General features: G+C 62.5%; 20 protein-coding genes and 1 riboswitch. Of the genes, 8 read left to right on the forward strand and 12 right to left on the reverse strand.

All coding sequences use genetic code 11. The features are described from left to right. The first annotated feature begins 49 nt into the window (after nucleotides 1-49). The 3 genes from mmsA to araD1 all read left to right on the forward strand — a co-directional run bounded on the left by mmsA (nucleotide 50) and on the right by araD1 (nucleotide 4,067). A complete protein-coding gene (gene mmsA, locus LHFGNBLO_RS04610) occupies nucleotides 50-1,582 on the forward strand; it encodes a multiple monosaccharide ABC transporter ATP-binding protein (RefSeq protein ID WP_258604752.1) in 1,533 nt (510 codons plus the stop codon). Then, nucleotides 1,579-2,871 carry a multiple monosaccharide ABC transporter permease gene (gene mmsB / locus LHFGNBLO_RS04615; RefSeq protein WP_258604754.1) on the forward strand — a complete coding sequence of 431 codons (1,293 nt, stop codon included), beginning with the start codon at nucleotides 1,579-1,581 and terminating at the stop codon, nucleotides 2,869-2,871. Before mmsA ends, mmsB begins: the two co-directional genes overlap by 4 nt. A 194-nt stretch (nucleotides 2,872-3,065) precedes the next feature. Continuing rightward, on the forward strand, nucleotides 3,066-4,067 hold the full coding sequence (gene araD1, locus LHFGNBLO_RS04620) for an AraD1 family protein (RefSeq protein ID WP_258604755.1): 1,002 nt from the start codon (nucleotides 3,066-3,068) through the stop codon (nucleotides 4,065-4,067). Nucleotides 4,068-4,231: 164 nt separating this feature from the next. Here araD1 and LHFGNBLO_RS04625 read toward each other — a convergent pair whose 3' ends face one another. Continuing rightward, complete coding sequence (locus LHFGNBLO_RS04625) at nucleotides 4,232-4,999, reverse strand: ABC transporter substrate-binding protein (protein ID WP_258604757.1); 768 nt, start codon at nucleotides 4,997-4,999, stop codon at nucleotides 4,232-4,234. Between the two features lie 94 nt (nucleotides 5,000-5,093). After that, nucleotides 5,094-6,188 (reverse strand): 2'-deoxycytidine 5'-triphosphate deaminase, encoded by a 1,095-nt coding sequence (locus LHFGNBLO_RS04630; RefSeq protein ID WP_258604759.1) that lies wholly within the window; start codon nucleotides 6,186-6,188, stop codon nucleotides 5,094-5,096. Nucleotides 6,189-6,270: 82 nt separating this feature from the next. Continuing rightward, a riboswitch (SAM riboswitch) is annotated at nucleotides 6,271-6,348 on the forward strand. A gap of 57 nt (nucleotides 6,349-6,405) precedes the next feature. On the opposite strand from LHFGNBLO_RS04630, the gene LHFGNBLO_RS04635 reads away from it, so the two are divergent. Further along, complete coding sequence (locus tag LHFGNBLO_RS04635) at nucleotides 6,406-7,596, forward strand: O-succinylhomoserine sulfhydrylase (RefSeq protein WP_258604760.1); 1,191 nt, start codon at nucleotides 6,406-6,408, stop codon at nucleotides 7,594-7,596. Between the two features lie 50 nt (nucleotides 7,597-7,646). Here LHFGNBLO_RS04635 and LHFGNBLO_RS04640 read toward each other — a convergent pair whose 3' ends face one another. Continuing rightward, nucleotides 7,647-8,804, reverse strand: a complete 1,158-nt coding sequence (locus tag LHFGNBLO_RS04640) for a ceramide glucosyltransferase (RefSeq protein ID WP_258604762.1) — start codon at nucleotides 8,802-8,804, stop codon at nucleotides 7,647-7,649. A gap of 208 nt (nucleotides 8,805-9,012) precedes the next feature. On the opposite strand from LHFGNBLO_RS04640, the gene apaG reads away from it, so the two are divergent. After that, nucleotides 9,013-9,405, forward strand: a complete 393-nt coding sequence (apaG, locus tag LHFGNBLO_RS04645; RefSeq protein WP_258604764.1) for a Co2+/Mg2+ efflux protein ApaG — start codon at nucleotides 9,013-9,015, stop codon at nucleotides 9,403-9,405. A gap of 189 nt (nucleotides 9,406-9,594) precedes the next feature. Here apaG and LHFGNBLO_RS04650 read toward each other — a convergent pair whose 3' ends face one another. The 3 genes from LHFGNBLO_RS04650 to LHFGNBLO_RS04660 all read right to left on the reverse strand — a co-directional run bounded on the left by LHFGNBLO_RS04650 (nucleotide 9,595) and on the right by LHFGNBLO_RS04660 (nucleotide 12,829). Further along, nucleotides 9,595-10,623 carry an Hsp33 family molecular chaperone gene (locus LHFGNBLO_RS04650; protein WP_258604765.1) on the reverse strand — a complete coding sequence of 343 codons (1,029 nt, stop codon included), beginning with the start codon at nucleotides 10,621-10,623 and terminating at the stop codon, nucleotides 9,595-9,597. Between the two features lie 78 nt (nucleotides 10,624-10,701). Continuing rightward, nucleotides 10,702-11,613: an ornithine carbamoyltransferase gene (gene argF / locus LHFGNBLO_RS04655; RefSeq protein ID WP_258604768.1), complete on the reverse strand. Its 912-nt coding sequence runs from the start codon at nucleotides 11,611-11,613 to the stop codon at nucleotides 10,702-10,704. 16 nt (nucleotides 11,614-11,629) lie between these two features. Next, nucleotides 11,630-12,829, reverse strand: coding sequence for an aspartate aminotransferase family protein (locus LHFGNBLO_RS04660; RefSeq protein WP_258604771.1), 1,200 nt, complete (start codon nucleotides 12,827-12,829; stop codon nucleotides 11,630-11,632). Between the two features lie 357 nt (nucleotides 12,830-13,186). Here LHFGNBLO_RS04660 and LHFGNBLO_RS04665 point away from each other — a divergent pair, with 357 nt between their 5' ends. Continuing rightward, nucleotides 13,187-13,705, forward strand: a complete 519-nt coding sequence (locus LHFGNBLO_RS04665; RefSeq protein ID WP_258604775.1) for a GcrA family cell cycle regulator — start codon at nucleotides 13,187-13,189, stop codon at nucleotides 13,703-13,705. Nucleotides 13,706-13,818: 113 nt separating this feature from the next. On the opposite strand, the gene LHFGNBLO_RS04670 is transcribed toward LHFGNBLO_RS04665, so the two are convergent. The 3 genes from LHFGNBLO_RS04670 to LHFGNBLO_RS04680 form a co-directional block, all read right to left on the reverse strand. Beyond that, complete coding sequence (locus LHFGNBLO_RS04670) at nucleotides 13,819-14,826, reverse strand: magnesium and cobalt transport protein CorA (protein WP_258604777.1); 1,008 nt, start codon at nucleotides 14,824-14,826, stop codon at nucleotides 13,819-13,821. A gap of 122 nt (nucleotides 14,827-14,948) precedes the next feature. Continuing rightward, the gene (phoU, locus tag LHFGNBLO_RS04675) at nucleotides 14,949-15,674 is read right to left on the reverse strand and encodes a phosphate signaling complex protein PhoU (RefSeq protein WP_258604779.1); all 726 of its coding nucleotides are present in this window, start codon (nucleotides 15,672-15,674) and stop codon (nucleotides 14,949-14,951) included. Between the two features lie 113 nt (nucleotides 15,675-15,787). Next, nucleotides 15,788-17,050, reverse strand: a complete 1,263-nt coding sequence (locus tag LHFGNBLO_RS04680) for an ATP-binding protein (RefSeq protein ID WP_258604781.1) — start codon at nucleotides 17,048-17,050, stop codon at nucleotides 15,788-15,790. A 113-nt stretch (nucleotides 17,051-17,163) separates the two neighbouring features. On the opposite strand from LHFGNBLO_RS04680, the gene ppk2 reads away from it, so the two are divergent. Then, a complete protein-coding gene (gene ppk2 / locus LHFGNBLO_RS04685) occupies nucleotides 17,164-18,066 on the forward strand; it encodes a polyphosphate kinase 2 (RefSeq protein WP_258604783.1) in 903 nt (300 codons plus the stop codon). Between the two features lie 108 nt (nucleotides 18,067-18,174). Here the strand turns inward: ppk2 and LHFGNBLO_RS04690 are convergent, their stop codons facing one another. The 3 genes from LHFGNBLO_RS04690 to LHFGNBLO_RS04700 all read right to left on the reverse strand — a co-directional run bounded on the left by LHFGNBLO_RS04690 (nucleotide 18,175) and on the right by LHFGNBLO_RS04700 (nucleotide 20,423). Beyond that, nucleotides 18,175-18,924 (reverse strand): enoyl-CoA hydratase-related protein, encoded by a 750-nt coding sequence (locus tag LHFGNBLO_RS04690; RefSeq protein ID WP_258604785.1) that lies wholly within the window; start codon nucleotides 18,922-18,924, stop codon nucleotides 18,175-18,177. 32 nt (nucleotides 18,925-18,956) lie between these two features. Further along, nucleotides 18,957-19,595 carry an acyl-homoserine-lactone synthase gene (locus tag LHFGNBLO_RS04695; protein ID WP_258604787.1) on the reverse strand — a complete coding sequence of 213 codons (639 nt, stop codon included), beginning with the start codon at nucleotides 19,593-19,595 and terminating at the stop codon, nucleotides 18,957-18,959. A 96-nt stretch (nucleotides 19,596-19,691) separates the two neighbouring features. Beyond that, nucleotides 19,692-20,423: a helix-turn-helix transcriptional regulator gene (locus tag LHFGNBLO_RS04700; RefSeq protein ID WP_258604789.1), complete on the reverse strand. Its 732-nt coding sequence runs from the start codon at nucleotides 20,421-20,423 to the stop codon at nucleotides 19,692-19,694. A gap of 258 nt (nucleotides 20,424-20,681) precedes the next feature. On the opposite strand from LHFGNBLO_RS04700, the gene LHFGNBLO_RS04705 reads away from it, so the two are divergent. Then, complete coding sequence (locus tag LHFGNBLO_RS04705; RefSeq protein ID WP_258604791.1) at nucleotides 20,682-21,533, forward strand: transporter substrate-binding domain-containing protein; 852 nt, start codon at nucleotides 20,682-20,684, stop codon at nucleotides 21,531-21,533. Nucleotides 21,534-21,576: the final 43 nt, after the last annotated feature.

Raw genomic sequence — 21,576 nt, forward strand, 5'->3', positions numbered from 1 at the left:
ATACTAGCCTCCCGGCATTGTTCCGGACCTCGGAGGAGCGGTATTCCTGATGGCCTCGACGATTTTGGAGATGCGCGACATCACCAAGACGTTCCCCGGCGTGAAGGCGCTGTCGAACGTCAACCTCAGTGTCGAGGAAGGCGAGATCCATGCCGTGGTCGGCGAGAACGGCGCCGGCAAGTCGACGCTGATGAAGGTGCTGTCGGGCGTCTATGCATCCGGCACCTATGACGGCGCGATCGTCTACCGCGGTGAGGAATGCCATTTCAAAGGCATCCACGACAGCGAACACAAGGGCATTGTCATCATCCACCAGGAACTTGCGCTGGTGCCCATGCTGTCGATCGCAGAGAACATTTTCCTTGGCAACGAACACGCCAAATTCGGCATCATCGACTGGAATGCCAACGAGACGCGCACCAGCGCCTTGCTCAAGAAGGTGGGCCTCAAGGAGGACCCCAAGACGCTGATCACCAATATCGGCGTCGGCAAGCAGCAGCTGGTCGAGATCGCCAAGGCGCTCAGCAAGGAAGTGAAGCTGCTGATCCTCGACGAGCCGACGGCGAGCCTGTCGGAAAAGGACAGCCAGGCGCTGCTCGACCTGCTGCTCGAATTCAAGCGGCAAGGCATCACCTCGATCCTGATCTCGCACAAGCTCAACGAAGTGAACCGTGTCGCCGACAAGGTCACCATCATCCGCGACGGGCGGACCATCGAAACACTGGCCAAGAAAGACATCTCGGAAGACCGCATCATCACCTCGATGGTCGGCCGCTCACTCGACGACCGTTATCCGCCGCGCGAGCCGAAGATCGGCGAGATCGTGCTCGAGGTGAAGAACTGGTCGGTCTATCACCCGATCCATGCCGAGCGGCAAGTGATCAAGGGCATCGACATCAACGTCCGCAAGGGCGAGGTGGTGGGTATCGCCGGGCTGATGGGCGCCGGACGCACCGAATTCGCGATGAGCCTGTTCGGCCGCTCCTATGGCCGGCGCATCACCGGCGAGGTGGTGCTCAAGGGCAAGCCGATCGATGTCTCCTCGGTGAGCAAGGCGGTGGACCATGGCATTGCCTATGTCACCGAGGACCGCAAGACCTACGGTCTCAACCTGATCGATCATATCAAGCACAACATCACGCTGGCCAACCTTGGCGGTGTGTCGCGCCACGCCGTAATCGACGATTTGCGCGAACTGGCCGTCGCCAACGACTACAAGGCCAAGACCAACATCCGCTCATCCAGCGTTTATCAGATGACCGGCAATCTATCGGGCGGCAATCAACAGAAGGTGGTGCTGTCGAAGTGGCTGTTCGCCAATCCGGAAGTGCTGATCCTCGACGAGCCGACGCGCGGCATCGACGTTGGCGCCAAGTACGAGATCTATACCATCATCGCCCGCCTCGCCTCCGAGGGTAAGGCGATCATCGTCATCTCGTCGGAGATGCCTGAACTGCTTGGCATCACCGACCGCATCTACGTCATGAACGAAGGGCGCATGGTCGGCGAAATGGCGGCGAGCGACGCCAGCCAGGAAAAGATCATGCGCGCCATCGTTCGGGGAGAAGGAAAAGCATCATGAGCACCGAAAGCGCTCCCGCGCCGAAAAGCGGCGTCGCCGAAGATGTACAGCAGGGGCCGCGCGTTGCCGTCTCGGCGCTGGTCACCAATTTGCGCGACTACGGCCTGATCCTGGCGCTGATCGCCATCATGGTGTTCTTCCAGTTCACCACGTCCGGCACGCTGTTCAAGCCGGTGAACCTGAGCAATTTGGTGCAGCAGAACTCCTTCATCATCGTGATGGCGCTGGGCATGCTCTTGGTGATCGTCTCCGGCCATATCGATCTCAGCGTCGGCTCCGTCGCCGGTTTCATCGGCGCGCTGGCGGCGATGATGATGGTTATCTGGCCGCTCGGCCCGTTCAGCAATCCACTGGTGGTGTCGATCATCTGCCTCATCGTGGGCGGCGGCATCGGCGCGGCCCAAGGCTACTGGATTGCCTATCACCGAATACCGAGCTTCATCGTCACGCTGGCGGGGATGCTGATCTTCCGCGGCATCTGCCAGGCGCTGCTGGGTGGCGGATCCTCGGTCGGGCCGCTTCCCGCCGGCTTCAAGGCGCTCAGCTCCGGCTTCATCCCGGATGTCATCGGCCCCCTGACACTGATCCCACCGACGGTAAATGCGGCCGGCAAGACCATTATGGGCAGTGGCCTGACGCTGCACATGACGACGATTGTGCTGGGCCTGATCGCTGTGCTCGCCTATGCCTATTTCGGGCTCAGGGCACGGCGCACCCGCGAACAGCATGGCTATGAAGCCGAACCGTTCACGCTGTTCGTCATCAAGACCCTGGTGACCAGCGCGCTGGCGCTGTTCCTTGTCTACCAGTTCGCCAGCTACAGGGGCCTGCCGATCGTACTCATGGTGATGGGCGTGCTGATCGCGCTGTTCGTCTTCGTCACCAAACGCATGACGATCGGCCGCCGCATCTACGCAATGGGCGGCAACGCCAAGGCGGCGCAGCTATCGGGCATCAAGACCGAGCGGCTGACCCTGATGGTGTTCATCAATATGGGCGTGCTGTCGGCGCTTGGCGGCCTGATCATCGCGGCGCGCCTGGGGCAGGCCGTGCCGGCGGCGGGCCTCGGCAGCGAGCTCGACGTCATCGCCGCCGTGTTCATCGGCGGTGCTTCGGCCATGGGCGGCGTCGGCCAGGTCATCGGCGCGGTGGTCGGCGGCTTCATCATGGGCGTCATGAACAACGGCATGTCGATCATGGGCGTCAACGTCGACTGGCAACAGGTGGTCAAAGGCCTGGTGCTGCTCGGCGCCGTGGTCTTCGACGTTTACAACAAGAACAAGGGTTAAGGGCGAGGGACAGGCAAGGCATACGGGTAACATCGCGGCCCCACCGGGCGGTGCAAAGAAGTCCCCTGAGGGACCAGGCCGCGAGCGCAATCCGGACGAAGAATTTCACCCGTGGCGCGGATTGGTCCCGAGCCGCGCAGGTCAGGGTTTGCCACATAGGCGGCCGGGCCAAGGCACCAGAGAGAGGGTACACCATGCTGATCTCCCAGATCATCGACGACGCCGAGACCATCCGCGTCGTTGCCCGCAACGGCGGCAAGACCCGGATCATCAACGGCGCCCGCAGCGTCTATTCGCTGGCGATGGAGGCCGCGCGCACCGGCACCGGGCTGGTCGCGCTCATCGAACGCAAGGGGTTCGGTGAGGTCGTCGACCTCGACGCTGCCTACAAGAAGGGGCGGCTTTTGTCGCCGATAAACCATCCCGATCCCGCGCATCTCCATCTCACCGGCACCGGGCTGACGCATCTCGGCTCGGCCGCGACGCGCGATTCCATGCACAAGAAGCTCAGCACCGACGGCGAGGAGCAGCTCACCGATTCGATGAAGATGTTCCGCATGGGACTGGAGGGCGGCAAGCCGGCGAAGGGCCAGACGGGCGTGCAGCCGGAATGGTTCTACAAGGGCAACGGCACCATGGCGGTGGCGCCGGGTGCGGCCCTTATGTCGCCGGCTTTCGCGCAGGACGCCGGCGAAGAACCGGAGGTCGCCGGCATCTATGTCATCGGCGACGACGGCGCGCCGTTCCGCGTCGGCTTCACGCTGTCAAACGAGTTTTCCGACCACGTCACCGAGCGCGTGAATTATCTGTTCCTGGCGCATTCCAAGCTGCGCAACGCCTCGTTCGGGCCCGAAATTCTGATCGGCGACCTGCCGCCCGATATCAGGGGCGCCTCGCGCATCGTTCGCGACGGCAAGGTGCTGTGGGAGAAGCCGTTCCTGTCGGGCGAGGCGAACATGTCGCACACCATCGCCAATCTCGAACATCACCATTTCAAATATTCGGCCTTCCGTCAGCCGGGCGACGTGCATGTGCATATGTTCGGCACGGCAACGCTGTCGTTCGCGGACGGCATCAGGACGCAGGCCGGCGACACGTTCGAAATCGAGGCCCAGGATTTCGGCCTGCCACTGCGCAACCCGCTCGAAATCGAGCAGCCGGTGAAAGTGGCGGTGAAGGCGCGCTGTAGCGCCTGATCTCCCCCTCGAGGGGGAGATGTCGCCAAAGGCGACAGAGGGGCTCGCCGCGCGTGGAGCGCCGACGTCTTCCGCGACACCAGACGGCGTTGGCGTTCTACGCGCAGCGACCCCTCTGGCCTGCCGGCCATCTCCCCTCAAAGGGGGAGATTGCAGCTTCACCCTCAATAAATATCGAAGTCGAAATATTTGGCCTGGATCTTCTTGTAGGTGCCGTCGGCGACGATGGCGTCGATTGCCGCGTTGAGCTTGTCGCGCAGCGCGGTGTCCTCCAGGCGAACGGCGATGCCGGCTTCCGTCTCGGTGCCCTTGACGTCGCCAACCAGCTTGCAGCAGTCCTCGCTCGACTTCTTCAGCCAGTCCGTAAGCACGAACTTGTCTGAAATGACAGCGTCGAGACGGCCATTCTGCAGGTCGGTGATCGCCTCTTCCTGGGTCGGGTAGAGCTTTGCTTCAGCGCCGGCCTTGCCATAGACATCCTGGGCATAGGTAGCCTGGGTGGTCGACGCCTGGGCGCCCACAGTCTTGCCAGCAAGTGCCGCAGGTTCGGTCGAAGTGAGATCACTGTCCTTCGGCGCCACCAGAGAAAGCGGGGTCGTATAGTATTTGTTGGTGAAGGAGACCTGCTTCTTGCGCTCCTCGGTGATGCTCATCGAGGCGATGATGGCGTCGAACTTCTTGGCCTGTAGGGCGGGAATGATGCCATCCCAGTCCTGCGTGACGATTTCGCATTCGACCTTCATCTGAGCGCAAAGCGCATCGGCGATGTCGATGTCGAAGCCGACAACCTTGCCGTCCGATGTAATGGTGTTGAACGGCGGATAGGCACCCTCGGTGCCGATCTTCAATTTTTCCTGTGCCTGCGCCGACAAGGCGCCGGCTGCCAGCATCGCAGCGCTTGCTGCCGATATGATCCATCTCGAAATCTGCATTTTTGTTCCCCTAGCAGTTTTGTCGTTTGACGGCCGGCACAGCCAAGCATGGCGCGCCCGGTCAGGCAAGCGCAGTCTGACGGAGATTGGAAGTTCAGCGGGCGGCGCGGAAGTGCTTGGACAGCTTCAGGCCCTGCGCCTGGTAGTTGGAGCCGAGATCGGTGCCGTAGAGCGCCTGCGGCCGCTTCAGCATGTGTTCGTAGACCAGCCGCCCGACGATCTGGCCATGGTCGAGGATAAACGGCACCTCATGGCTGCGCACTTCGAGCACTGCCCGGCTGCCGGTGCCGCCGGACGCCGAATGGCCGAAGCCGGGATCGAAGAAGCCGGCATAGTGGACGCGGAATTCGCCGACCAGCGGATCGAAGGGCGTCATCTCGGCGGCGTAGAGCGGCGGCACGTGCACCGCCTCGCGCGAAACCAGGATGTAGAATTCGTCGGGATCGAGCACCAGTTCGCCGGCGCCGCTCTTGTAGAGCGGCTCCCAGAAGTCGACGACATCCTGCGCGGCGCGCTTGTCGACATCGACCAGGCCGGTGTGATGCTTGCCGCGATAGCCGACCAGACCGTCCTTGTCGCCGTCGAGATCGATCGACAGCGCGATACCGCCGCCGGAAATGTTGGGCGGCTCGGTGGCGACCAGCATCTCGGCACGATGCAATTCGCTCAGCTCGGCTTCCGACAAAAGTGCATTGCCGGTGCGGAACCTGATCTGCGACAGCCGCGAGCCGGTGCGGACCACGATCGGGAAGGTACGCGGGCTGACCTCCAGATAGAGCGGACCGTTGTAGCCGGCAGCGATCTTGTCGAACTCGTGGCCGCGATCGGTCATCACGCGGGTGAAGATGTCGAGCCGCCCGGTCGAGCTCTTCGGATTGGCCGAAGCGGAAACCTCGGCAGGCAGCGCCAGGCTTTCGAGCAGCGGCACGATATAGACGCAGCCTGTTTCCAGCACCGCGCCGTCGGCAAGATCAATTTCGTGCAGCTTCAGCCTGTCGAGCTTTTCGGCGACGCGGTGGCTGGGGCCTGGAAGGAAGGAGGCGCGCACGCGCCAGGCCTTGTCGCCAAGCCTGAGATCAAGGCTGGCCGGCTGGATCTGGTCGGCATCGAGGGCGCGCGGCGACTTCAGCGCGCCCGATTGGAAAAGCGCGGAAATATCCTGATCGGGAAGAATGCCTGTCTGCCGCAAAGCTGGCTCCGCTCGAAGGCCACTGGTACAAACCTCTTAATCAAGCCGGGAATTGACGCAAGCGCGGTGCGGGTCTAAAGGGTCGTTATCCCGTGGTGATTTGGCCGGTCGGCTTGCAGCCACGTTAAACAAGTCGCTAAAGGACCGTCGGGCCGCAAGGCCGTATGGACCGGTTGCGACTTTCGCGGCCGGTTTTTTTGTGTCTGGAACAAAAGCGATGAGCACCAAGAAGCGTAACTGGAAGCCTCAGACCGCACTCGTGCATGCCGGGACCTTGCGTTCCCAATTCGGCGAAACGTCCGAGGCGATGTACCTCACCCAGGGCTATGTCTACGAGACCGCGCAAGCCGCCGAAGCGCGCTTCAAGGGCGAAGAGCCGGGTTTCATCTATTCGCGCTACGCCAATCCCACGGTCGACATGTTCGAAAAGCGCATGTGCGCGCTGGAAGGTGCCGAGGACGCTCGCGCCACCGCTTCCGGCATGGCGGCGGTGACCGCGGCCCTCCTGTGCAGCGCCAGGGCCGGCGACCATATCGTGGCGGCCCGCGCCCTGTTCGGCTCCTGCCGCTGGGTAATCGAGACGCTGGCGCCGAAATACGGCATCGAGGCAACGCTGGTCGACGGCACCGACATCGCCAATTGGGAAAAGGCGGTCAAGCCGAACACCAAACTGTTCTTCCTGGAAAGCCCGACCAATCCGACGCTGGAAGTGGTCGACATCGCCGCTGTCGCCGCGCTTGCCAATTCGATCGGTGCGCGGCTGATCGTAGACAACGTCTTTGCCACCCCCTTGCAGCAAAAGCCTTTGCAGCTTGGCGCTCACATCGTCGTCTATTCGGCGACCAAGCATATTGACGGCCAGGGGCGATGCCTGGGCGGCGTCATCCTGTCGGACAAGAAATGGATCGACGAGAACCTGCACGACTACTTCCGCCACACCGGCCCCAGCCTCTCGCCGTTCAACGCCTGGACGCTGCTGAAGGGGCTGGAGACGCTGACGCTGCGCGTGCGCCAGCAGACGGAAAGTGCGGGCAAAATCGCAGACTTCCTGGCAGAGCGGCCGGAAATCGCGCGCGTCATCTATCCGGGCCGTGCCGACCACCCGCAGGCGGCTGTGGTCAAGAAGCAGATGTCGGGTGGTTCGACGCTGATCTGCCTTGACGTCAAGGGCGGCAAGCAGGCGGCCTTCGCCTTCCAGAACGCGCTCGACATCGTGCTGATCTCCAACAATCTCGGCGACGCCAAGAGCCTGATCACCCATCCGGCGACGACGACGCACAAGAACCTCAGCGACGAAGCCCGTGCCGAACTCGGCATCGGCCCGGGCACGCTGAGGTTGTCCGTCGGCCTCGAGGACGCGGACGATCTGCTCGCGGACATCGAACAGGCGCTCAAGTCAGCCAAATAGGGCGCTGTCAGGCAGGACACTCTCACCTGCCAGGAGGCGGGCGCTACCACTCAGGCGCCCGACGGCGTCTCTTCCAGTTCGGCCGCCATGGCCTTGGTGCGGATGGTCATTGCGTTGCCGCGCCAGTCGACGGCGAAGCCGAGCCAGCCGCGCGCCCAGATGGCGGGAAGCATTACGTCACGCGCGATCATCGCCGGGACCATGCGCAGCGACAGGTACCAGCCCTTGGCCGAGGCCAGGGCGCATTCCGGCAGGTAGGCGACTGCCAGCACGGCAATCGCGGTTGCCGGCAGGCTGAAGCCGGCACCAGCCGCCGCCATCAGCGCCAGCGCCAGTGGCACCGCCGCCCCGGTGAATATCTCGGGCGCGAAGAACAGCGGAAATGTGACGCGGCGCAGGCGAGCCCAGCGAGCCTGGCGCGACCAGATTTCGCCAGGCGTGCGCTGGCCGAGCGGCTGCTCGAAGGGCGAGGCGACAAGATTGACGCGCAATCCGAGCCCGTTGACCAGCTTGGTCGCGGCGGCGTCCTCGGCGATCTCGGCAGCAAGCGCGCGGATGCCGCCATTGGCGTCGAGCATCGGCTTGTTCCACAACATGCTCTTGCCCTGGGCGAAGCCGAGGCCAAGTGCCTCACCGGCATATTGCCAGCGGGCCTGCAGCGTGTTGAGGAAGGCGCATTCGACCTCCGCCCAGAACCCGTCCGGCCGCGAGCCGATCGGCGTCGAGCAGACCAGGCCGGTGTCGGTCCGCCACGCCGCCAGCAAATGTTGGACATAGTCCTTCGGCATCAGCACGTTGGAATCGGCAAGGATGACCCAGTCGTGCCGCGCCGCTTCCCAGCCCTTGACGCAATTGTTGAGTTTCGGATTGCCGCTGATGCGGTCGTCGCCAATCAGCAGCCGGGCCGGTGTCTTCGGAAACAGGGCGATCGCCCTGTTTATCAGCTTGACCACCGGATCGTCGGCATGAGCGACGCAGAAGACGAGTTCGTAGCGCGGCCAGTCGAGCGCAAAGGCGCGCGCCAGCGTCTCCTGCGTAAACGGCTCGACACCACGCGACGGCACCACGATCGACACCGGCGGCTGATTGCCGACGGGCGGCGGGATGATGCGCGGCCGCTTAAGCCGCGATGAGGCGAGCAGGATGCTGGCGAGGTTTGAAAGAAGCAGGGCTGACGAAAGCAGGGCGGCTATGAAGGTCAGTTCCATCGGGATCTGGTCACTCCGGGAAAACCTGGCCACGAACAGCCGTTTTCAACAGTTCGACAGAGCGCTGAGTCGCCCGGCACAAGCCTGCGCACACCATCATTGTCGTGTGTCACTTAAATGACATTGTTTGTCGGCACCTGCCCTTGAGGTCGTTGACCAAGCCGGGGAGAGCGCCGACAGTTCCGTTCGTATGGTCTTGGAGTAGCCAATGTACCGCGCCGTTACGCACAACATCGAAGTGCAGGTCAGGCCGTTCTATCTGGAGGATCGCTCGGATCCGGCGGAGAACCGTTATGTCTGGGGCTATCAGGTGACCATCGACAACCAGTCGGACGATTTCGTGCAGCTTCTATCGCGCTATTGGCACATCACCGACGGCACCGGCCGGGTCGAGGAAGTGCGCGGCGCCGGCGTGGTCGGCGACCAGCCCGAACTCAACCCCGGCGACAGTTATCAGTATACGTCCGGCTGCCCGCTCTCGACACCGTCCGGCATCATGGTCGGCCACTACACGATGCGCAACAAGCGGGGCGAGACGTTCGACATCGCCATCCCCGCCTTCTCGCTCGACCTGCCGGGCACGCGGCGAACGGTGAATTAGCGACTTTCTCCCCGTCTTTATACGGGTAGAAATGCCCGGCAGGGCAATGAGGCGCGGCGCCGGACCGATGAGATTATCTTCCACGCACAAGGGCGTCTAGTGAATGGCGCGGCCATTTGCCGACGGTCACGCTGCCCCTCATCCGCCCTTCGGGCACCTTCTCCCCGAAAACGGGGAGAAGGAAGAGACTTACTGAGCCGCAAACTCCGAAGGGTCGAAGTCATATTGCTTCGAGCAGAACTCGCAGGCCACGTGAATGCCGCCATCCTCGGTGCTGTCCTTGATCTCGTCGGCGGAAAAGCCTTCGAGTATGCCGCGGATCTTGTCGCGCGAGCACGAACACTGGTCGGCGACCGGGACGCCGCCGAAGACGCGGACACCATGCTCGTGGAACAACCGATAAAGCAGCCGCTCGGCGCCGATGGTCGGGTCGATCAGTTCGGTCGGCTCGATGGTGCCGAGCAGCGCCAGCAACTCCTGCCATGAATTGTCGGCCGGATCGTGGATTTCCTCACGCGGATCGCCGTCGCCGCCGGGCAAGTCCGGCACGCGCATGCGTTCGGGCGATTGCGGCAGAAACTGCGCCAAAAGGCCACCGGCGCGCCATTGCTGGCGGGCGCCGCCGACGCCGGGCGTCAACAGCTTGGCCACTGAAAGCCTGAGATCGGTGGGGATCTGCTCCGACTGACGGAAATAGGTGCGGGCGGCCTCTTCCAGCGTTTCGCCGTCGAGCTGGACGATGCCCTGGTAGCGCTGCGTGTGGGCGCCCTGATCGATAGTCAGCGCCAGCACGCCGTTGCCAAGCAGCGTCTGCGGCGAAGTCTCGCCGGCAGCCACCAACGCCTCCAGCCGGTCCGCATCGAAGCGCGCATAGGCGCGCAGCGCCTGCGGCGTGGAGAAATCCGCGACCAGCATGTCGACCGGCCCGTCGGTACGGGTCTGCAGGATGAACTTGCCCTCGAATTTGAGCGAGGTGCCGAGCAGGACCGTCAGCACACAGGCTTCCGCCAGCAGGCGGGCGACCGGCTCGGGGTAGTCGTGGCGGCTGAGGATGGCGTCGAGCATCGGCCCGAGCTGGACGGTGCGGCCGCGCACGTCGAGCGGGCCGACCTCGAAGGGCACGACATGATCGTCGCCGGCGTAGCCGAATTCGCCGAGTTTGGGTTGTTCAGCCAATTGATGAGTTTCCAACATGACAAAGCTCCGGGGCGCGGCCATGCCGCCCTCCGGGGCGCATGCGTCGAAACGCGCGGTTTTTGCGTGATGGCCCGCAGATAGGCATCACGCGCTCCCGGATCAAGCGCCCAGGCACCACGCCAGAACCGCCTTCTGGGCATGGAGCCGGTTTTCGGCCTCGTCGAACACCACGGAATGCGGTCCGTCGATGACCTCGTCGGTGACCTCTTCGCCACGATGCGCCGGCAGGCAGTGCATGAACAGGGCGTCCGGCTTTGCCTTGGCCATCAGTGTCGCATTGACCTGATAGGGCGAGAAGACATTGTGACCGCGCGCGCGGTGTTCCTGGCCCATCGATACCCAGCAATCGGTGACGATGCAATCGGCTTCATGAACGGCTTCCTCGGGCGAACGGGTGAAGTTCAGCTTGCCGCCATGCGCCTTCGACCAGTCGACATGCTTTTGTGCCGGCTCGCTGCCTTCTGGCACGGCGACATTCAGGTTGAAGCGGAACCGCGCCGAGGCCTCCAGCAGCGAATGCAGCACATTGTTGCCGTCGCCCGTCCAGGCGATGGTCTTGCCGGCCACCGGACCGCGATGCTCCTCGAAGGTCATGATGTCGGCCATCAGCTGGCACGGATGGGTGTCGTCGGTCAGCCCGTTGATGACGGGGATGGTGGCGTTCTCGGTCAGTTCGAGCAGCCGCTCATGCGAGGTGGTGCGGATCATGATCGCGTCGACATAGCGCGACAGCACCTTGGCGGTGTCGGCGATGGTCTCGGAACGGCCGAGCTGCATCTCGGTGCCGGTCAGCATGATGGTCTCGCCGCCGAGCTGGCGCATGCCGACGTCGAAGGACACGCGCGTGCGCGTCGATGGCTTGTCGAAGATCATCGCCAGCACCTTGCCCTCGAGCGGTTTTGTCCGCTCGCCGGCCTTGAGCCTGGCCTTTCGCACCACTGCGTCGTCCAGCATGACGCGCAGATCGCCTTCGGAAACGGCGGATAGATCGGTGAAATGGCGAAGGCTCATCAGGACTTTTCCGGGATTACTTCGCGGCAGCCGCGGCGATGGCTTCAGTCAGGCCCCGGGCGCCGGCGCGGATGCGGTCGAGCGCCTCGTGGATCTCGGCGTCAGTGACGGTGAGCGGCGGCAGCAGGCGAATGACGTTGTCGCCGGCCGGAACCGCCAGCAGGTGCTGGTCGCGCAGCGCCATGTTGACCTTGGTGTTGGGCATCGCGCATTTCAGGCCAAGCATCAGGCCGCTACCCCTGATGCCTTCGATGACATCGGGAAATTCGTCGGCGACACCTGCCAGCCCCTGCTTCATCAGCAGCGCCTTGCGCTGGACATCCTCGAGGAAGCCGTCTTCCAGCACGACGTCGAGCACGGCGTTGCCGACCGCCATCGCCAGCGGATTGCCGCCGAAAGTGGTGCCGTGCACGCCAGCGGTCATGCCGACCGCGGCTTCGTCGGTGGCAAGGCAGGCGCCCATCGGGAAGCCGCCGCCAATGCCCTTGGCAATCGCCATGAGGTCGGGAGTGACGCCCGCCCATTCATGCGCAAACAGCTTGCCGGTGCGGCCGATGCCACATTGGACCTCGTCGAAGATAAGGAGCAGGCCGTGCTGTTCGCACAATTGCCTGAGCCGCTTCAGCGATTGCGTCGGCACTTGCCTGATGCCGCCCTCGCCCTGCACCGGCTCGATCAGGATGGCGGCGGTCTCCGGCGTGATCGCCTTTTCGGCGGCGTCGATGTCGTCGAAACCGACCTGGTCGAAGCCTTCGACCTTGGGTCCAAAGCCTTCCAGGTATTTGTACTGGCCCCCGGCGGCGATGGTCGCCAGGGTGCGGCCATGGAAAGCGCCTTCAAAGGTGATGACGCGAAAACGCTCGGGATGGCCTTTGACGAAGTGGTAGCGCCGCGCCGTCTTGATGGCACATTCCAGCGCCTCGGCGCCGGAATTGGTGAAGAATACCTTGTCGGCGAAAGTGGCTTCCGCCAGCCGCTCGCCGAGCCGGCTCTGCCCGGGAATCTCGTAGAGATTGGAGACATGCCAGAGCTTGGCTGCCTGCTCGGTGAGTGCTGCGACCAGATGCGGGTGGCTGTGGCCGAGCGAATTCACGGCGATGCCGCCGGCAAAATCGAGATATCGCTCGCCCTTGTCAGTGACCAGCCAGGTGCCTTCCCCGTGGTCGAAAGCCAGGGGTGCGCGAGCAAAGGTCTCGAAAAGCGCCGAACCGCTCATTATATGCGTCTCCGGAACCGGAAAATCAAAAAAGCCGCCAAAGCGGCGGCCTTTGCGGCTTATCGTGTTTTTCGGCCATGAAGTCAACGAAAACGTCGTGCAAAGGCGCGCGACAAGCCCTCCGACGAGACGCCGGCTCATAAGCGACCGGGCAAGTTGGGGAAAACCGAAAAAACCGATTCGTGTTGCCCTTGGGACTCTTGTCACCGAGTCAACGCATAGGGTAATTGTAGTCGAGAAATAACTAGATTTCGTGCGGCGGACCTAATCACCCAGTATATGTGGTGTCTGCCCCGGCAAGGGTTTGCCGGGCCGGGAATGGATTCCGATTGCCGCACGCTTAGCAGGAGCGGTCTCATGAACTGGACTGACGAGCGGGTAGAACTTCTCAGGAAATTGTGGTCGGAGGGTCTGAGCGCCAGCCAGATCGCCGCACAACTTGGCGGCGTCAGCCGTAACGCGGTCATCGGCAAAGTGCATCGGCTGAAGCTGTCGGGCCGCGGACGCTCGACCGCGACGCCGGCACGGCAGAAAAAGACCGTGCAAGGATCATCCATCCAGAAATCGGTGTCGCGCGCCGCAAGTGCCACGCGCCATGTCACCAGTTCGATCGGCGCAAACGCGCTGCAGACACAGTTCGATGCCGAACCGGTGGCACGCCATTACATCCGTCCGGTTGAAAACGTCGTCGTACCGATCTCGCGGCATCTGCAGCTCGTCGAACTGACCGAGCGCACCTGCAAATGGCCGAATGGCGATCCGCTTTCGGAGGATTTCCATTTCTGCGGCAACGATGCCGCCGAAACCGGCCCCTACTGCAAATACCACGCCCGCGTCGCGTTCCAGCCGGCTTCGGAGCGGCGGCGGAGCCGGTGAGCGAATAGCGAATAGCGAATAGCGAATAGCGAATAGAAACGGGATTGAGCCTCCGCGAGGACGCAACTCCGTTTTCCCCTATTCACTACTCCCTATTCGCTATTCGCTCTCTTTCACAGCCAGCCATTCTTCCGAAACCGCCAGTACAGGAACGAGCAGATCAGCGCGATCGTGGCCAGCACCACCGGGTAGCCATATTCCATCCGCAGCTCCGGCATGTCGTTGAAATTCATACCGTAAATGCCGGCGAGCGCCGTCGGCACCGCCAGGATGGCGGCCCATGAGGCGAGCTTCTTGGTGTTCGCCGTTTCCTGGCTCTGGCCAACCAGCAGGCTGGCCTCGAAGGCGAAGGCAAGAACCTCCCGCAAGCTGTCGATCTTCTCCTGGACGGTGCGGATGTGGTCGGTGACGTCGCGAAACAGCGGGTGCATCGCCGTATGGATCTGCGGCAGTTCGGCGCTGGTCAGCCGGCGGCAGACTTCCACCAGCGGCAGTGCCGCATTGCGCAGGCGCAACAGATCGCGGCGCAGCATGTAGAGCCGTTCTATATCGGGGCCGGTCATCGGCTTCAGCAGAATCTTGTCCTCGATCGCCTCAACCTCGTCCTCGATCTGCTCGAGCACCGGCATGTAGTTGTCGACGATGAAATCGAGAATTGCATAGAGGACGAAATCCTCGCCCTTGGCCAGCGAATGCGGGCAGCTTTCCCAGTGCTGACGGACGGCGGCGTAGGATGTCGATGGACCGTGCCTGACGCTGACGATGTAGCCTGAGCCGACGAACAGATGCGTCTCGCCGAAGGTGACGCGGCCGTCGATCAGCTGGGCGGTTCGGGCAACGATGAACAAGGCATCGCCATATTGCTCGATCTTCGGCCGCTGGTGCGGATGCTCGGCATCCTCGATCGCCAGCTCATGCAGATGGAATTGCGCCTGGACGCGAAGCAGCAGGTTGCGGTCGGGCTCGAGCAAGCCGATCCAGACGACGTGACCCGACTTCCTGGCCCATTCGCCGGCTTCCTCGATCGGAATGTCGGCGACACGGCGGCCTGCCGTGTAGACGCTGGAAGCGATGATGCCCGCCGTCGGCGGTGCAGGAGCGAACTCTCGGACATATTCCATCGCAACCTCCTGAAAGCATGGCCTTCACTAGGGAACCGAGAAGCTTAACGTCCGGATAGTTTAGCGCGATTTCGTCCGATGTGGCGAATCTGAAATTCGCGTCAGTTTGGAGAGGAGGCCGTTCACTTCACCGGTGGCGATGCGGGAAGAACAATCTTGTCCGTCTTGTCGCCTTTCGGCCGCTCGGCCGGCATCTGGTCGCCGGTGACGATGTAGAAGATGGTCTCGGCGATGTTGGTGGCGTGGTCGCCGATCCGTTCGATGTTCTTGGCGCAAAACAGCAGATGCGTGCACGGCGTGATGTTGCGCGGATCTTCCATCATGTAGGTCAGCAACTCGCGAAACAGCGAGGTGTACATGGCGTCGATCTGGTCGTCGCGGTCGCGCACGAAGCCGATCTTTTCCACCGAGCGCGTCGCGTAGACGTCAAGCACTTCCTTGAGCTGCGTCAACGCCAGGTCAGCCAGCGCTTCGAGCCCGCGGAACAGGCTGGTCGGCTGGCGCCCGTCGGTGACGGCCACCACTCGTTTGGCGACATTCTTGCCGAGGTCGCCGATCCGTTCGAGATCCGCCGAGATACGGATCGCGCCGACGATCTCGCGCAGGTCCGTCGCCATCGGCTGGCGCTTGGCAATGATGACGATTGCCTTGTCGTCGATCTCGCGCTGGCCCTCGTCGAGGACGATGTCGTCCCGGATGACTTTCTGGGCGAGGCCGGGATCGGCGTTGACCAGGGCGGAGATCGCCTGTTCGACCATGCGTTCGGCATGCCCGCCCATCGCGGCGATGCGCTTCGACAGATATTTCAGCTCCTCGTCATAGGCGCTGACGATGTGCACGGATTGCATGGACGAAATGCCTTCCCGAATCTTCTGGCCTGAGTCGTTTCCTCGAATCCTCCGCTGATACGCTAGCCGGATGACAGAAAAAAGAAACGTATCGTTGACTAGATAGTATCGCGTCAGCGAGCCGGCAAATGAACCGAGAACGCCGCGCCCTTGCCGACTTCCGACTTGATCGAAAGTCTGGCGTTGTGACGCGTCAGGATGTGCTTGACGATCGACAGGCCAAGGCCGGTGCCTTTCTGGTTCCGGCTGCTCTCGACGTCGACGCGGTAGAAGCGCTCGGTGATGCGCGGGATGTGTTCTTCGGGAATGCCGGGACCAAAATCCCTGATGGTGACGTCGATGCCTGGTTCGGGACCGGCATCGTTGCGCGCGATCGACACCACGACGCGGCCGCCTGATTGTCCGTATTTGCAGGCATTTTCCAGCAGGTTTTCGAAAACCTGGAACAGTTCGTCCCGGTCCCCGGGCACGTCCAGCGGTCCCTCAGCGAAATCCCGCTCGATGACGATGCCGTTTTCCCTGGCGAGCGGCCCAAGCGAATCGATGACGCTGTCGATGGTCTGGCGAAGATCGACCTCGGTTCCCGGCGTCAGATAGGGCTTCATTTCGAGCCGCGATAGCGAAAGCAAATCATCGATCAGCCGCGCCATGCGGCCGGTCTGGCTCTGCATGATCTGCAGGAACTGCTCGCGCGCCGCCGGGTCGTTGCGGGCCGGACCGCGCAGCGTCTCGATGAAACCTGAGATCGAGGCCAGCGGGGTGCGCAGTTCATGGCTGGCGTTGGCGATGAAGTCGGCGCGCATGCGGTCGATCCGGCGCGCCTCGCTCTGGTCCTTGAACACCAGCACATAGAGATCGGTGGCGTGGCCGACCGAAGATGCGCTGACCCGGTAGGTCCGTTCGACCGGCAGCTTTTCGGTGTAGTCGACAACGTCCGAGGCGACGTTCCCCGACAAAACGCCGTCCAGCAAGGCCTGCATTTCGGGCGCGCGGAACTTCAGCGACAGCGACATGCCCGGCGCGATCCCGCCAAAGGCGGCAAAGGCGGCGGCGTTGGCGTGGACGATGGTGGCAGTGCGATCGAAAATGACCAGCGGATCGGCAACGGCTGCGGCGAGATATTCGCCGGAAAGCCTTTGCAGCCCGCTCGCCTCGATCGCGGCACTCTCGGTGGGTTGGCCCGCGACTCCGGCCGGCAGCATCGCCGCGGCAAGCAGCACGGCACATGCCAACAGGACGACATAGGCGGACATACCGGAAAAACCATAGACGGCCAGAACCGCGACGATCCCCGCGGCGAGCAGCCAGCGGCTGTTCCAGAGCCGGATGGCGACGGCCTGCGCCGTACTTTTCTGCTCTGCGCCGATGTCAGCCATTCGCGCGTCCCGTGCCTTCGCACTCAGTCGGCCGGCCGGCTGGAAAACTTCTGCTGGACCGGTATGGAGGCTCCCAATAGCATGAGTCCGGAAGCTGAAAAGGGTTGGTCTCGATGAAAAATGCCAATGAAACGCCCTCCGCACCCGCGTCGGGGCCGCTCAAGATCAGGATCGACGGCAAGGAGCGGGAGTTCGACATCGAGAATCCCGAGCTTCCGGACTGGGTCGAGGACAACAAGCTGACCGCCGGCGGCTACCCCTACGACAAGAAACTGAAAAGCGAGGACTATGACGAGACGCTCGAGCGGCTGCAGATCGAGCTGGTCAAGGCGCAGGCATGGCTGCAATCGACCGGCAAGCGAGTGATTGCGCTGTTCGAGGGACGTGATGCCGCCGGCAAGGGTGGCACGATCTTCGTGCTGCGCGAGTATCTGAACCCTCGAACCGCGCGCAATGTGGCGCTGACCAAGCCGACCGAGACCGAACGCGGACAGTGGTATTACCAGCGCTATGTGGCGCATTTCCCGACCGCGGGCGAGTTCGTCACGTTTGACCGCTCCTGGTACAACCGCGCCGGTGTGGAGCCGGTGATGGGTTTCTGCACGCCGGAACAGCACGAGAAATTCCTGGACGAGACCCCGCATTTTGAACGGATGATCTGCAACGAAGGCATTCATTTCTTCAAATTCTGGCTGGACATCGGCCGGGAAACACAGCTCGAACGGTTTCACGATCGCCGGTGGTCTCCGCTGAAGAGCTGGAAGTTCTCGCCGATCGACATTGCCGGCATCACGAAATGGGACGACTACACCAAGGCGCGCGATCTCATGGTCGAACGCACCCACAAGCAATTCGCGCCGTGGATCATCGTTCGCGCCAACGACAAGCGGCGCGAGCGGCTGGCCGTGATCCGGCGCATCCTTCTGTCATTGCCCTATGACGGACGCGATCTCGACATCATCGGCAAGGAAGACAAGAAGATCATCGGCGAAGGGCCGTCATTCCTGAACAAGTAGCGTGCGCGCTCCAATAGAGCGTGTTGCACCTGGATTGAACCATTCCGCCGGCGGCGGGTTCAACCCAGGTGAAAAAGCTCCACGCATCGCGATTGCCGCGATGGCTTCTCAAGCCGCCAGCCGGGCGATCCGCTGCAACCGCCGCAGCGTGGTGTCGTCCTGCAGCGCCTGCTGGAAAAGCGAAATCTCGTGATCGATGCGGTCGCAGAGCGCGCCTGTGTCACCCCTGAGCAGGCCGCGCGTCTGCAGCAGAGCGGCGACCGGCTTCTTGGCAAGCTGCCTTGCCCTGGCAAGCGCCGCATCCTCGACGCTGCCGTCCGCGACGATCTCCGCGACGAGACCGAGTGCCTTGGCGTCGTCGACTGCCAGCGTATCGCCCAGGCAGAAAAAGCGGAAAGCGCCGGCGTAACCGAGTTTTTGCGGCGCCAAGATGCTGGTCGCGGCGTCCGGCACCAGGCCGAAATCGACAAACGGTACCCGGAACGTGCTTTTGCTCGACGCGATCACCATGTCGCAATGGAACAAGATGGTGCAGCCGACACCGACGGCATCGCCATCGACACAGGCGAGGATCGGTTTGGGAAACGTCGCCAGCGTTCGGAACATGTCGGTGACGGCGGCGATCAGCTGCTGATGCTTGGTGGCATCGAGGAACTCGGAAAAATCACCGCCGAGGCAGAAGCAGCCGGCCAAGCCGCGGAGCACCACGACACGCACTTCGTCGTCGATGGCGGCTTCATGGAAAGCCTTTGCCAGGCTTTCATAGGCTCGCCTGTCCAGTACCGGCCGGCCGTCATCCGACGACACGGTGACGACCAGCGTATGATTGCGCAATTCTGGTTGCGGATGGATACTCATTACACTCTCCACTCTCACAATACTCTCCACTCTCACGAGGCCAGCCTGAGGCCGAGCATGTCGGGATAACCTCTGGCCAGCACCGGCGCGAAATGATTGCGACGCGAACGCACCACCTGCAGCGTATGCTCGTTGAAGGTGAGCAGCGTGGCTACGACCTGCTGGTTGCCATAGGTGCGCTGGTAGCCAAGCGGCGTCGCCAGGAAATGCAGCTGCAACGCGCGCAGGACCCACATCGGCTCGAATTCGATGATCACCTGATTGACGTTCCGCTTCAGCCCCCACTCGACGAAGCCTGCAATCAGCTCGGTGCCGACCGTCGACACGCCACGTCGGCCGTCGCGAAACCCGGGCGCCACCGCATAGCGGGTCAACTCGTAGACATTCGGTCCGGAAGGCGGCGTCCCTTCAAAGAGATCCGTCAGCACCTCGGTCAGAAGATGCGCCCGGGTCGTCGGGAGCATTCTCTGATAGCCGGCGAGTTCACCGCCACGGATGACGATCTGATGCACCGCCTCGTCGTGGTCGAACTGGTCGACCTCAAGCCCGTCGGGGCGCTTCAGATCGGACCATCCCATCTCCTCGACGAAGATCTTATAGCGCAAGCGATGAACGGCCTCCCAAAGGTCGGGACGTTCCATCAATTCCTGTGTTGTAAGGGAAAAAAGCATTTGCCGTCTCCTGGTTCAAAAGGAAGATACGGCCGTGCTGTTGTGAGAAAATTACGCGATCGCGTAGGCGGGATTTCTTAGGCCGGCGCGGCCGACCTAGCTAATATAGCCGCGCCTTATCGCTTCGGCGACCGCCTGCACCCGGTTGACGGCACCGAGTTTGCTTTTAGCGTTAAGGAGATGTTTTTCGGAGGTGTGCTCCGAAATGCCGAGAATTTGTGAAATCTCCCATTCGGACTTGCCGACGGCTGCCCATTTCAGGCACTCGCGTTCGCGCGGCGTCAATTCGATATGGTCGATGGTCTTGCTCGCCATCGTGTGGAGCTGCATGGCGCGGCCGACGGCATAAGTCGAGACGAGCGACACCAGCCCGAACTCGGCCCCTGACAATTCGACGGCCTCGCCGCCCAGCGACACCATGACGATCTGGCCATCGAGCGTGATCAGAGGAAAGGCCAGGCCGTCGCGCAGCTTGAATTCGCTGGCGTCGCCCATCACCTCGTCGCTACCGTTGTCGATGCGAATGCCCTGAGCCGCCTCCCGCCACTGGAACGGCGCCTGAAGCTGCTTCATGTGGCTGACGACGGGGTCATGATCGACATAGTTGCGCGCCACATAGCGCTCCAGCCATTCCACGGGCCAGTCGCAGAGCAGCACATGATCCTTTTGCTGGCCCCTTGGCGTGCCTGGCTGCGGTACCGTTCCGGCCATCAGCGCCGTCAGGCCGAAGTTCGAGGTGACACCTAGCAGTTTTTCGCAGACCGCGGCCGCCGTGCCAGCCTGCTGCAGCTGATCTATGAATTCCAGTGTGCGATCGAAATGACCCATCGCAACATCTACCCCATGTTGCCTCCCGTTACTGAGATCAATAGTATGTGCCCGACCTGCACTTTGCTATCAACCCCGGATTGCAAAGCAGCGCCCCGTTTGTGGCGCCGGCAACTGCCCCTCCAGTCCACGCCATGCAACTACTTGCAAACTCACTAAAGCATACCCCTAATTCGGCGTGTTGAAATCAAAAAGCGTTGTGCCTGCGCCATTTTCGTACGAAAAGCCAACAAGTCAGAACTGGGGCGGAGTTTTATTGTGGCATTCCGATGGATATCGATCGCGCTGGCATCGATGTTGATCGGGGTACAGTCCCTCGCCGGCATTGCACGGGCCGCGGAGCCGCAGGTGCCGGTGCTTTGGGACGCCAAGGAGCGACTACCGAAGCCGGACCTTTCCGCATTGCCGCGACTGAGATTCCTCACCACCACGGATTTCCCGCCCTTCAACTTTCTCGACAGCGCCGGCCGGTTGTCCGGCTTTCACATCGATCTGGCGCGTGCCATCTGCGCCGAACTCGACGTCGCGGACAAATGCCAGATCCAGGCGCTGCCCTGGGCCGAGCTCGAAGGGGCGCTGCAGAAGGGCGAAGGAGAAGCGATCATCGCCGGCATCGCCGCGACGCCGGAATCGCGATCGAAATACGCCTTCTCACGCTCCTATCTGCAGTTTCCGGCGCGCTTCATCATGCCGAAGACGAAAGCCTTCGCGGAACCGATTTTTGACAGACTGCGCAGCAAGCGCGTCGGCGTCATCGCCGGCTCCGCGCATGAGCGGATGCTGCGCGATTACTTCGGCACCGTTCAGGTCGTCCCGTTCGACAGACCGGAGGCGCTTTACGGCGACCTCAAGGCCGGCAAGATCGACGCCGCCTTCGGCGACGGCATGCGCTTCGCCTTCTGGCTGGGCGGTTCTGACGCCGCCGGTTGCTGCCGTTTTGCCGGTGGCCCGTATCTGGCGCCCGAATATCTGGGCTCGGGCATGGCCATCGCCACCAGGGCCGGCGATCCGGCACTGGCCGCGGCTCTCGACTATGCGCTGCAGGAGATTTCCATCAAGGGCACGTTCGCCGAGTTCTATCTGCGCTATTTCCCGGTCAGTTTTTTCTGATCCGGCCCGGTCAGTTTTTTCTGATCCGGCCCGGTCCGTTTTT

Origin of the sequence: Mesorhizobium sp. AR10, assembly GCF_024746795.1 — a bacterium.
Lineage (GTDB): Bacteria > Pseudomonadota > Alphaproteobacteria > Rhizobiales > Rhizobiaceae > Mesorhizobium.